The organism is Streptomyces sp. B1I3 (assembly GCF_030816615.1).
Taxonomy (GTDB): domain Bacteria; phylum Actinomycetota; class Actinomycetes; order Streptomycetales; family Streptomycetaceae; genus Streptomyces.
Genome location: NZ_JAUSYD010000001.1, coordinates 1,832,892 through 1,844,648 on the forward strand (window position 1 = coordinate 1,832,892; position 11,757 = coordinate 1,844,648).

General features: G+C 73.4%; 11 protein-coding genes. 5 read left to right on the forward strand and 6 right to left on the reverse strand.

Features of this window, described 5'->3' with window-relative positions; genetic code table 11:
• Positions 1-89: 89 nt before the first annotated feature.
• Positions 90-1,289: an MFS transporter gene (locus QFZ58_RS08460; RefSeq protein ID WP_307124304.1), complete on the reverse strand. Its 1,200-nt coding sequence runs from the start codon at positions 1,287-1,289 to the stop codon at positions 90-92.
• Positions 1,290-1,363: 74 nt separating this feature from the next.
• Between QFZ58_RS08460 and QFZ58_RS08465 the strand changes: the two genes are divergently transcribed.
• Complete coding sequence (locus QFZ58_RS08465; protein WP_307124305.1) at positions 1,364-2,122, forward strand: DeoR/GlpR family DNA-binding transcription regulator; 759 nt, start codon at positions 1,364-1,366, stop codon at positions 2,120-2,122.
• Positions 2,123-2,275: 153 nt separating this feature from the next.
• Here QFZ58_RS08465 and QFZ58_RS08470 read toward each other — a convergent pair whose 3' ends face one another.
• A complete protein-coding gene (locus QFZ58_RS08470; RefSeq protein WP_307124306.1) occupies positions 2,276-3,235 on the reverse strand; it encodes a chlorophyllase in 960 nt (319 codons plus the stop codon).
• A 471-nt stretch (positions 3,236-3,706) separates the two neighbouring features.
• Here QFZ58_RS08470 and QFZ58_RS08475 point away from each other — a divergent pair, with 471 nt between their 5' ends.
• Positions 3,707-6,121, forward strand: coding sequence for a GTPase-associated protein 1-related protein (locus tag QFZ58_RS08475; RefSeq protein ID WP_307124307.1), 2,415 nt, complete (start codon positions 3,707-3,709; stop codon positions 6,119-6,121).
• A 124-nt stretch (positions 6,122-6,245) separates the two neighbouring features.
• Positions 6,246-6,716, forward strand: coding sequence for a hypothetical protein (locus tag QFZ58_RS08480; protein ID WP_307124308.1), 471 nt, complete (start codon positions 6,246-6,248; stop codon positions 6,714-6,716).
• 33 nt (positions 6,717-6,749) lie between these two features.
• Here the strand turns inward: QFZ58_RS08480 and msrB are convergent, their stop codons facing one another.
• The 4 genes from msrB to QFZ58_RS08500 form a co-directional block, all read right to left on the reverse strand.
• Positions 6,750-7,157: a peptide-methionine (R)-S-oxide reductase MsrB gene (gene msrB / locus QFZ58_RS08485; RefSeq protein WP_307124309.1), complete on the reverse strand. Its 408-nt coding sequence runs from the start codon at positions 7,155-7,157 to the stop codon at positions 6,750-6,752.
• Between the two features lie 10 nt (positions 7,158-7,167).
• Positions 7,168-8,562, reverse strand: a complete 1,395-nt coding sequence (murC, locus tag QFZ58_RS08490; RefSeq protein ID WP_307124310.1) for a UDP-N-acetylmuramate--L-alanine ligase — start codon at positions 8,560-8,562, stop codon at positions 7,168-7,170.
• 45 nt (positions 8,563-8,607) lie between these two features.
• The gene (locus tag QFZ58_RS08495) at positions 8,608-9,060 is read right to left on the reverse strand and encodes an indole-3-glycerol phosphate synthase (protein ID WP_307124311.1); all 453 of its coding nucleotides are present in this window, start codon (positions 9,058-9,060) and stop codon (positions 8,608-8,610) included.
• A 153-nt stretch (positions 9,061-9,213) separates the two neighbouring features.
• Positions 9,214-9,999 carry a pyrimidine reductase family protein gene (locus QFZ58_RS08500; RefSeq protein ID WP_307124312.1) on the reverse strand — a complete coding sequence of 262 codons (786 nt, stop codon included), beginning with the start codon at positions 9,997-9,999 and terminating at the stop codon, positions 9,214-9,216.
• Between the two features lie 89 nt (positions 10,000-10,088).
• Here QFZ58_RS08500 and zapE point away from each other — a divergent pair, with 89 nt between their 5' ends.
• The gene (gene zapE / locus QFZ58_RS08505) at positions 10,089-11,180 is read left to right on the forward strand and encodes a cell division protein ZapE (protein WP_307124313.1); all 1,092 of its coding nucleotides are present in this window, start codon (positions 10,089-10,091) and stop codon (positions 11,178-11,180) included.
• Between the two features lie 86 nt (positions 11,181-11,266).
• A complete protein-coding gene (locus QFZ58_RS08510; RefSeq protein WP_307124314.1) occupies positions 11,267-11,695 on the forward strand; it encodes an OsmC family protein in 429 nt (142 codons plus the stop codon).
• Positions 11,696-11,757 lie beyond the last annotated feature (62 nt).

An 11,757-nucleotide genomic window follows, 5' to 3' on the forward strand; every position in this document is an offset into this window, starting at 1 on the left:
GCCCCGCATCCGGTGCCTCCGGTGCGGGGCGCGGCCGTACCCGCCCTGGCGCGGGGCGGCTGCGCGAGTCCCTTGCCGGGTATCGCGATTCAGGCCTTCTGCGGGGCCGGTTCCTCCGCCGCCGGCACGGCGGCACGGGCGGACCCTGCTCCGAGCACCGGAGCCGTGAGAAACGCGAGCACGCAGAACGCCACCGGCAGGAAGAACGTCAGGTTCAGCGGCATCAGATGGGTCATCGGCCCGATCACCGCGGGCCCGGCCAGAATGCCGACGTAGCCGAGTCCCGCCACCCTCGAGACGTTCGTCGCGGCCGCGTTGGGGTCGATGTGGCCCGCGGCGCTGAAGAGTTGCGGAATCGTCCCGGACAGCCCGATGCCGAAGATCGTCCAGCCGGCCAGGGCCGGCGCGATCGCGGGCGAGAGGGCGGCCAGGACCAGTCCCGCCGCTGCGAGACCGGACCCGTAGCGGAGGATGGCGACCGGGCCGAAACGCGCGGCGACACGGTCGGCCAGCAGACGGCCGACGGTCATCGCGGTGGCGAAGGCGCCGTAGGCGAGGGCCGCGGTCGACGGGGACGCGTCCAGTACGTCCTTCAGGTGCAGGGCGCTCCAGTCTCCCGCCACCCCTTCGGAGAGCATGAGCACCAAGGCGAGCGCCGCCATGATCCAGATGCGGCGTGGCACGGGACGCCGGGCGGACCGCGCGGTGCCGGCGTCCTCGGCCGGGGCGGTCTCCGGGGGCAGCAGGGCAGGCATCGCGGCCAGGGTGACGCCGAGGCCGAGCACGCCCATGGCGGCGAGCGTGGCGGCCGGACTCCAGCCCCGGCCGAGGGTGAAGGCGCCGACCAGCGAGGCGAACACCCCGCCGATCGAGAACATGGCGTGGAAGGCGGACATCACAGGCCGTCCGTAGCCCCGCTCGACCTGCACCGCGTGGGCGTTCATGGCGACGTCCAGGCACCCGGTGACGCAGCCCAGCACGAACAGCGAGGCGCCCAGCGCCCAAGGGCTGGTGGCAAGACCCGGCAGGACCAGGGCGGCGCAGGAGAGCACCGACGTGACCGGGACGACCTTGCGGGCGCCGAAGCGGTCGCTGAGCGGGCCGATCAACTGCATCCCCGCGAAGGCCCCGCCGCCCAGCAGCAGCAGGAGCCAGCCGAGGACGGCGTGGCTGATCCCCACCCGCTGCTCGATGGTGGGGATGTGGACGATCCACATCCCCAGGACGAAGCCGCAGAGAGCGAAGTAGACGAAGGTGGCCAGTCGGCCGACCCGCAGGTGTCTTTCCATGCGCCGCAACCTAACAAACAGATTTTCTGAGCGGAAGTTTGTTTTGCGCACACGATTACTGTTCACTTCCACTCATGGCGAGCGCAGAGCGACTGAAGCAGATCACCCACGCGGTGCTGGAGGCGGGCCGCCGGACGGTCGCGGAGCTGGCCGAACTCACCGGCGCCTCCGAGATGACGATCCGGCGCGACCTGGAGACGCTGGCCGGGCAGGGTGTCCTGGAGCGTTACCGCGGCGGCGCGAGAAGCCTCGTACTGCGGGGCGAGGAGCCCCCGTTCGCACTCCGGGCGCAGGAGGGCCTGGAGACGAAGCGCCGCATCGCAGCCGAGGTGGCCGCACTGATCGCGGACGGCGAATCCGTCGTGCTCGACAGCGGCACCACCTGCCTGGAGGTGGCGCACGCCCTCGCACACCGCCGCCTGACGGTCATGCCACTGTCCCTGCACGCCGCCAACGCCCTCACCGGAGCGACCCGGTTGACACTGCTGCTGCCCGGAGGCCGGCCGCGCCCCGGCGAGCTCGCGCTGACCGGTCCGCTGACCGAGGCCTCGCTGGCCTCGCTGCGCTTCGACACCGCGGTCATCGGCTGCTGCGGCCTGACCGCGGCCGACGGCCTGACGGCCTTCGACCTGGAGGACACCGCCGTCAAGCGCGCGGCGATCGCTTCGGCGCGCCGGGTCGTCGCCGTCGCCGACGCCGCCAAGCTCTCGCGCACCGCCCTCGCCCTTGTCGCACCGGCCTCCGCGCTGCACACGGTGGTGACCGGCTCGGCGGCCCCCGACGACGAGACCGAGGCACTGACGGCGCTGGGCGTGGACGTGCGCAGGGTGTGACGCGGTGGCCGGCCGGCAGCCGGCGCGACCGTGGGCGAAGTGGCCCGCCCGGAGCGGGCCGCCGGCCAGGGCGCCCGTACGCGCGCCCTGACGGCCTCGCCCGGTCGCCGGGGCCGGGTCCTGCGGAATGCGGGTGTGCCGTGACACTGCGGCCTACTTGGACGTGACGCTTCCGAGCGGTCCGGGACCGGCCGTCAGCGCGTCACACGCCGCCTGCCAGGCGGCGTCCCCGGGGTGGAGCTCCGAGCGCAGGTAGGCCCAGGTGAGCCTCTGCACCGCGGACACCCGGGCGGGGTTCTCGTCCGTGGTCTCGGCGACGTCGTATCCGGAGATCCCGCCGAGCCCGTGCTCGGCGCCGAACAGGGTCAGCAGGGTCTTGGGCCCCGGAGCGAGGGTGAAGGGATCGGCATGCCAGTCCGGCCCCCGGACCGTCAGGTGGGCGGAGGCGTCCCGGTCGCCCGCGACCACGAGTGCGGGCGTCGTCATCCGGGAGAAGTCGGTGGTGAGGAGGAAGGGGAAGTTCTCGGCCGTGGACGCGCTCAGGGCGTCACCGCCCCGACCGGGCGCGGCGAGGAGGACGCCCGCCTTGATGCGCGCATCGGCCAGATCCACCTCCGCGCCGTCGTGCGGATCGGTGAGCCGGGCGCCCAGCAACAGGCTCGCGGTGTGTCCGCCCATGGAGTGCCCGGCCACCGCGACCTTGCCGGGGTCGAGACGCCCGATGAGCTGCGGGACGGCGGCCTCGATCACGTCGAGCCGGTCGAGGATGTGCCGCATGTCCTCGGCGCGCGAGCGCCAGTACAGGGGTGCGCCGGGGGTGTCGGCGTCCAGGCTCAGCGTCGTGGAGCTCAGGTGGGTGGGCTGGATCACGACGAAGCCGTGGGCCGCCCAGAAGTCGGCGAGGGGGGCGTAGCCGTTCAGCGAGGAGAGGTGGTGCGAGTAGCCCTGGCCGTGCGAGAGGAGGACGACCGGCAGACCGGTCCCGGTCACGGGCGCGGAGACTCGCATCTCCAGGTCCACGGGGCGGCCGGGAACCGGCAGCACCACGGGGGCGACCGAGTGGACCGGAGTGGGTGACGCGAAGGCGTCCGACGGATTTTCCGATGCGTTCATGGTGCGCGTGTCCCTGTTCGGTGATCCCCGCCGCCCGGCTCGTCGGCCGGCGGAGTGTGGGCGGTCAGAAGTGTCCGGCTGCGACTCCGCCGAAGCGGAGCACCGTTCCGATTACGATACGGAGCGGTGTTCCGCTTTGTCAACGGCCGTCCGGGGCAGGGCCTGAGGCCCGTGACGACCCGTTACGTGGAGGGGCCGGCCCGGGGTCGCGGTCCCGGACGCACCGCCGTGTCCGCCGCCCCGGCACCGAAGCCCTCCCGGCAGGGCGCGCGGCCGGAGGGCGCCGCCGGTGCTCGGGACCGCGTGCGGCCCAACGGGGCGTCAGGCCTTGATAACGTCGCCCGCACGACTGCGGAAAGCTCCCCGCCGGGGTCGTCGCTCCGCCGGTCCCGGCCGCCCCGACAGGACGGCGAGCGGCAGCCGGTGCGTGTCATGGGGACCGGACGTGGCAGGGACGATGAGGGCCGACGCATGAGCCTCCCGCAGTTGCACTACATCTCCGTCGCGGCCGGGGACGGGGAGCCCGGCGGCCGGTTCACCGGCGTCGACCCCGCGATACCCGGGCCGATACGCGCGGAGGCAGGCCCGCTCCTCGCCTACGAGGCGCCGGCGGGCACTCCCGGGCGGCTCACCGACGCGGAACTCCGGTCGCAGCCCGTCGCGTTCGCCTTCGCCGTGCTCTCCGACGGCAGTCATCTGCTCAGCCGTACGGTGGCTGCCGGCGCGGGCGGTTTCCACGCCCACGCCGTGCATCTCCCGGCCGGTACGCCCCTGCCCGGCCGGGTGCTCCCGGTCGCCGCGTGGGGCGCCCCGGGGTGGCTCTCCGCCGCACCGGAGCGTGCGACGGCCGACCCGCTGACCGCGACGGCTCTGGCGCACGGTCCTTCGCGGGGGCTCTCGCGCGAGGGCATCGGCGATTTCGCGGTGTCCCGCGGCCCGTGGCTCGCCGCCGTCCTCGGCGATCTGCGGCGGGTGAGCGAGGACCCGTCCGCCGCGCAGGTGGTGCTCGTGGAGCGGCAGAGCGCGGACGTGGCCCGGTGGATCGCCCTGGCCGTCGCCGTGCTGCCGCGGGAGCACGCGGAGCGGCTGACCTTCACCACGTACACCCGGCAGCCGGGGCGCACCCCGCACCAGGTCGTCGGGGTCCTTCCCGAGGACGCACCCGACGTGCGCGACCCCCGCTTCCGGGTCCACGCCGCCACCGGCCCGCTACCCGCCGGGACGGAGCGGGACGCCTGGGCGGCCACCGCCGCCCGGATCTGGCGCAGCCGTGCTCCGGAGCTCTTCCGGGACGCCGCGGAGCTGCCGGGCGAGCCCTTCGCCGCCGGCCCGCTCGCCGTGACGGCACTCGGCGCGGGCATCTCGCTCGGTTCGGCCGGGCGTGCGGCCGCTGCCGACTGGGCCGCCGAACGGCCGTACGCGCTGGACGAGAAGCGGACGCGGCAGCTGACCGACGCGTTGACCGCGCCCGCCGACGACCGCACGGCCGAGGAGTGTGCCGCCGCGCTCCGGCTGCTCACCGCGCTGGACGGCCGCAGCCCGGCCGACGTCACCGCGCCACTGGCCGCCCTGCTGGTCACGGAGGCGGTACGTGGCGGCGACGCGGCTCTCGAGCCGCCCGCGCGGTCGGCCTTCGCCGAGGCCGCCGGGGAGCGGGCGGTGGCAGCACTGGTCGCCGAGCTCGGGGACGAGCTGCGGGCCGAACTCGCCGCCGGAGTCCCGCGGGGCGTGGCCCGGACCGTGCAGGTCCTGCGTGTCGTGCGACTGCTCGGCATGGACTGCGCGGAACTGCTTCCCGGTGTCGTGCGCGGGCTGGCCCGCGCGCTGCTCGACGACCCGGAGGCCGCCGTGTGTCCCGCGTTGCCCGCCCTGCTGGACGAGCAGTTCGACGTCCGTACGGCGCTGCTGGGCGAGCTGGACCGGCTCACCCCGGACGACCCCGCCGCGACGGAGCGTCTGCTGATCCGCGCGCCCCTGCCGTTCACGGGGACCCAGGCCCTGCCGCATCTCCGGATGTGCGCCGAGGCACCCGGCGCCAGGGCGCGCGGCACGGACCGGGTGACGGTGCTGCACACGGTTCTGCGGGCCGCGGGCATGTCGCCGTTCGCCGAGCCGCTGGTGCTGCGGACCGCCGTCGGACTGGTGTGGGGCCGGGAGACCCCGACGGCCGGAGAGGCGCGGTCCCTGCTGGGCGAGACCACGTCGGACGCCCACCGGACCGCCGGCACCTGGACCCACCTCGTCGACGCGGCGCTCGCCGCACCGGCCGGCGACGAGGACGCCCCCGAACTCGCCCACGATCTGCTGCGCGGCTTCCCTCAGCAGATCGACGCCCGGGTGCGCGCCTGTCTGCTGCTGCTGGACTTCGCCCGTGACCTGCGCTCCGGGTCGGCGGAGCCGGGCTGGGCGGAGCACACCCGCTCCCTGCGCGCCCTCGCGGAACCGGTGGAGCCCATGGTGCTGGAGCACGCCCACGGTGCCCTGGCCCGGCGGCTGCTCGCCCCGGACCGGCCCGAGGCGGAGCTGTACGCGTTCGTGCACAGCGGGGACGAGGACATGATCGCGGCCTACGGCCGGGCCGCCCGCCACGACGACGTCCTGGCCCGTCTGCGGACCGAACCCGCGTACGCGGCGGACTGCTTCGCCGTGTGGAGCGCCCACCCGCACGCGGGCGACGCCTGGACCAGGACCCGCACCGCCCTGCTCGACGAGGTGCTGCGCCCCGCGGTCCGGGCCCTGTCAGCCGCCGGGGTCGCCGCGGTGGAGCAGGCCGTCGAGCACACGGGCAGCAGCCGCACCCTGGACGCCTTCCGCCTCTGGAACCGGCCGCCCCGCTCCCTCGGCCGCCTCGGCAGACGGATAGCGGGGCGGGTCCGCCGGGGGTAGCCGGCGCCCGGATACCCGGGCGGGCCCCCGCGGCGTGTGCGGCGGCCCGGAGGGCGGGTACCGTGGGGGGTTCTGTTCTCGTGTGCCTCCTGGCGGGCTGCGTGACACCCCAGGAGGAAACAGCATGACGACGAACCGCGGACGCAAGGACGTGATCCGGGACCGGATGGCCGCGACCGGCGAGTCGTACAACGTCGCCGCACGCAATCTGAAGGCGATGAAGGACATGGGCGCGACCCGCGACGCCATGCTCGTGCAGCGGTGGCGGCCCGCGGAGTCACTGGACGTCCCCTGCCCGTGCGGCGGCACGTGCGAGCCCGGGGAGACGTGTGACCGGTGCCATGCCCGGCACCGGCACGTCAAGCGGTACCCGGGAAGCGTCACGGACGTGGAGGTCTGGGCGGACCGCTACGAGTGCATGGGCTGCCCGGCCTCGTACACGCTCACCATCCGCCTGGCCGGGCGGCCGTGGGGCGTGACGGAGACCGTCGTCCAGGGCGGGGCGGCCGAGGAGGTCGTGAGGGCCCGGGTGTTTCCCGGAGTCGTGCACCCGCTGCTGCGGGCCGGGACGCAGGGGAGCGCCGAGGAGGAGTGACCTCCCCGGCGCTCCCCGGGCCGTGCGGAGGGCTCAGCTCTCCTCGGGCGCCAGCGTCAGGGAGATCGAGTTGATGCAGTACCGCTGGTCCGTGGGCGTCGGGTAACCCTCGCCCTCGAAGACGTGGCCCAGGTGCGAGCCGCAGCGGGCGCAGCGCACCTCGGTGCGGGTCATGCCCATGCTGTTGTCCTGGATCAGTTCGACCGCGTCGGAGTCCTTCGGGTCGTAGAAGGACGGCCAGCCGCAGTGCGACTCGAACTTCGTGTCGGAGCGGAACAGCTCAGCCCCGCAGGCACGGCAGGAGTAGACACCTGCCGTCTTGGTGTCGGTGTACTCGCCCACGAACGCGGGCTCGGTGCCGGCCTTGCGCAGCACCGCGTACTCGGCGGGCGTCAGCTCCGCCCGCCATTGCTCGTCCGGCTTCTCGACGTCGTACGCCACGGTGGCTCCCTCAGCTCGACAGGTGGTCCAGGATCTGCGGGCCGAGGTCGGTGACATCGCCCGCTCCCATGGTGAGAACCAGATCGCCGGGCTTCGCCATTCCCGCGATCACGGCGGGGACGGCCGTCTTGTCGGAGACGGCCGTGACATCGGCGCCCGCGGCCTTCGCCGCGTCGATGATCAGGGTGCTGGTGACACCCGGGATCGGGTCCTCGCGGGCCGGGTAGATGTCCAGGACGACGGAGGCGTCGGCGAGGGCGAGGGCCTGGCCCATCTCGGTGCCGAGTTCCTGGGTGCGGGAGAAGAGGTGGGGCTGGAAGACCACCAGGAGCCGGGAATCGGCGGCCGCCCCGCGCATGGCCTCCAGGTCGGCGGTCATCTCCGTGGGGTGGTGCGCGTACGAGTCGATGACCTGGACGCCGGCCGCCTCGCCCTTGAGCTGCAGACGGCGCTTGACGCCGGTGTACGTGCCGATGGCGGAGGCCAGGTTGTGGGCCGGGATGCCGAGGGCGACGCCGGCGGCGAGGGCGGCGACCGCGTTGAGAGCGTAGTGGCGGCCAGGCACGGAGACCGTGAAGGTGAGGTACTTGCCGTCCAGGACGACCGTGACCTCGCTGGTCAGACCGCGCGGGGTGATCTTGTGGACGCGTACGTCCGCGGTCTGCGCCTCCCCGTAGGTGACGACGTCGAGCGAGGCGACGTCGCGGACCCGCCGGGTCAGCTCGACGGCACCGGCCTGGTCGGCGGAGACGACGAGGGTGCCGCCGGGCACGACCTTGCCGACGAACGTCTCGAAGGAGTCGTAGATCTCCTCCATCGACGCGTAGTTCGCGTGGTGGTCCAGCTCGACGTTCAGGACGATCGCGACCTGGGGGTCGTACTTCTGGAAGCTGCGGTCGCTCTCGTCCGCCTCGGCGACGAAGATGTCGCCGCCGCCGTGCGTGGCGTTGGTGCCGGGTCCCTCCAGGTCGCCGCCGATGGCGTACGAGGGGTCGAGGGACAGCCCGGACAGGGCGACGGCGAGCATCGAGGTGGTGGTGGTCTTGCCGTGCGTCCCGGCGACCGCGATGGCGCGCAGGCCCTCCATGAGGGAGGCGAGCGCGTCGGCGCGGTGCACGACCGGAACGGACAGCTCGGCGGCGCGGACCAGCTCGGGGTTGTCCGCGCGGATCGCGCTGGAGACGACCACGCAGGTGGCGTCGTCCGCCAGGTGACCGGCGGCGTGCCCGATGTGGACGGTCGCCCCCAGCGCGCGCAGGGCCTGTGCGGTGGCGGACTCCTTGGCGTCGCTGCCCGCCACCTTCGCGCCCCGCTGGGCCAGGATCTTCGCGATGCCCGACATTCCGGCGCCGCCGATGCCGATGAAGTGCGGCCGTTCCAGGGCGGCAGGAATACCGGGTGCCATGCGTGTGTCTCCCGAGGGTGTGACGTGGGTGCGGTCGGCCCCAGCCTATTCGCTGTGCGCGAAGAGCTTGAGCACCGGTACGCCGACCTTGTGGCGGGCCCGGGACGCCCAGTCGCGGTGGAAGAACTCCTCCACGTAGTGCGGCGCGGTCAGCACGATGACCTCGTCGGCACGGGAGTCGTCGACCACGGTCTTCAGCTTGTCCAGGGGGTGGTCCTCGATCACCTGTCCGACCGCCTCGGACCCGGCTGTGCGCAACTCCTGGAGCGAGTACTCCAGGGCGATCGCGGCAGGCTCGCGAGCCTCCCGGCCCTCCGGCTCCTCGTTCTCGCGGGCCGCTTCCCGCAATTCCCCGATCGCCACGTCGTCGATGGCGCGCAGCAGTACGTCGGCCTGGTCACCGCGGGGCTGCATCAGCACGACGAAGGAGATCTGCTCCTCCCCGTGGAGAGTGGTGACGAACTCCACGTCCTCGGGAGTCAGCGGCTTCTCGATCATCAAAACGCTTGTGAACACGACAGGCGCCCTTCCACTTGGTCTCGTCGGCCGTGGACGGCCGCTGCTGAAACCATCCTTCCCCGCAATTGCACGGAGTTTCAGCACTAAGTGTGCCCATCTGGAACCAACCGGAACGGCACATTCCGCTAAGTGTCAGCCCTTCCCGTACCTCGTGAAGAGGAATCCTCCCTCCTCCAGGACCGAGAGAAGGGAGAAACGTTCCGGCACGGCCAGCGCGGGCCCTTGCGCGATCCGCTGCGCGTCGCCGGCCGTGAGCATCGGGGAGACGGTCAGACACAGCTCGTCCAGCACGCCCGCCGCGACGAACTGCCCGAGCAGCCGGGGCCCGCCCTCCGTGAGCAGCCGGGTCAGACCGCGCTCGGCCAGTTCCGCCACCGCGCGCGCCGGGTCGACGGTGGCGCCGTCACCGGCGATCAGCACCTCGGCGCCCGCCTCCCGGGCCGCGTGGATCCGGTCGGAGGGCGCCGCCGCCCCGGTGATGACGAGGGTCGGGACCAGGGGGGAGACGAAGAGGGGGAGGGAGAAGTCCAGGTCCAGGCTCGCGCTGACGACCGCGATGGCGGGGGCGGGGCCCTGCCCGGCGGCCGCACGCCGGCCGGCGAAGGCGTCGCGGGCCCGGGCGGGGCGGTAGCCCTCGAGCCGCACCGACTCCGCGCCGACGACGACCGCGTCGGCCAGCCCGCGCAGGGTGCCGAAGATCCGCATGTCGGTGGCGTCGGAGATGCCCTGGGAGCGGCCGTCGTGCTGCGCCGCCCCGTCCAGGGTGGACACCATGTTCGCGCGGAGCCAGCGGCGCCCCTCCCGCTCGGGGTACGCGTAGGCGTCGGCCAGTTCGTCGAGTGTCCACTCACGGCCGGCGGCGCCGGGGGCGGTGGTCGGGTCCGTCCGGCGGTCCGTCACAGGAAACAGGCGTCGCATGGGGTGCAGTCTGGCACGGCCCGTGACGGCCCCGCCTGTGGTGGGGAGCCCGCTCCCCACCACAGGCGGGGCCGTTAAGCTGAGGAGTTGTGTCGTCCTCCACAGCCGTGCCTGGGCAGAGCCCCATAGCCGAAACGGCCCCGCAGTCCCTGTGCGCCCTCGAGCCGCGCGTCCCCGCCGACCGGCTGGTCGCGGAGATGGTGCCGCCGCCGCGCTTCGACGCGGTGCGCTTCGAGACGTACGTGCCCGATCCGAACCAGCCGAGTCAGACCGAGGCGGTCGAGGTGCTCAGCGGCTTCGCCGCCGGGCTCGGCGGCGCCCACGCGACGGGCTCGGGGAAGCGCAAGTGGTTCGGGAGGAAGCCCGCCGCGCCCACCGGACCGCGCGGCGTCTACCTCGACGGCGGGTACGGCGTCGGCAAGACCCACCTGCTGGCCTCCCTGTGGCACGCCACGTCGGCCGCCCCCTCGCTCAAGGCCTTCGGCACCTTCGTCGAGCTGACGAACCTGGTCGGCGCGCTGGGCTTCCAGCAGACCGTGCAGACGCTGAGCGGGCACCGGCTGCTCTGCATCGACGAATTCGAGCTCGACGACCCGGGCGACACCGTCCTGGTGTCGTCGCTGCTCAGCAGGCTCGTCGAAGCGGGCGTGGCGCTGGCCGCCACGTCGAACACGCTGCCGGGCAAGCTCGGTGAGGGCCGGTTCGCGGCGGCCGACTTCCTCCGGGAGATCCAAGGACTCTCCGCCCACTTCAGGCCCTTGCGGATCGACGGCGAGGACTACCGTCACCGCGGACTGCCCGAGGCCCCGCCGCCGTACTCCCCGGAACAGGTCACCAAGGCCGCGTACGCCACCGCGGGCGCCTCCCTGGACGACTTCCCCGCACTGCTCCACCATCTCGCCCGGGTCCACCCGAGCCGGTACGGCGCCCTGACCGACGGGATCACGGCCGTCTGCCTCACCGACGTCGAGCCGGTGCCCGACCAGTCGACGGCGCTGCGGCTCGTGGTGCTCGCGGACCGGCTGTACGACCGCGAGGTGCCGGTGCTCGCCTCCGGTCTCCCGTTCGACCGGCTGTTCAGCGACGAGATGCTGAACGGCGGGTACCGGAAGAAGTATTTCCGGGCGATCTCGCGGCTGACAGCGCTGGCGCGTGACGCGAAGGGTCTGGTGGCGCAGTAGGTTCGGGGGGCGGACCGCGTCCGTGGCGCTCCCGGGTGCCGCGTACGCGACCGCACAACCGCGTACACCGTTTGAAGGGACCCCGTATGGCTACCACGCGTCAGGCGCACACGGTCTGGGAAGGCAACCTGCTCGAGGGCAAGGGTGTCGTCACCCTCGACTCCTCGGGGATCGGGGAGTACCCGGTCTCCTGGCCGTCCCGCGCGGAGCAGGCGAACGGCAAAACCAGCCCGGAGGAGCTCATCGCGGCCGCGCACTCCAGCTGCTTCTCGATGGCGCTCTCCAACGGCCTGGCCTCGGCGGGCAACCCGCCGGCCAGGCTGAACACCAAGGCCGAGGTCACCTTCCAGCCCGGCACCGGCATCACCGGCATCCACCTCACGGTGGAGGGCGAGGTCCCGGGCCTGGACGAGGCGGGCTTCGTGAAGGCCGCCGAGGACGCCAAGGCGAACTGCCCGGTCAGCCAGGCTCTCACGGGCACGACGATCACGCTCACCGCGTCGCTGGCCGCCTGATATCCGTGCGAGTCCCCGGGGCGGCGACCGCCGTCCCGGGGACTCGTGCGTCCGCGCCGTGG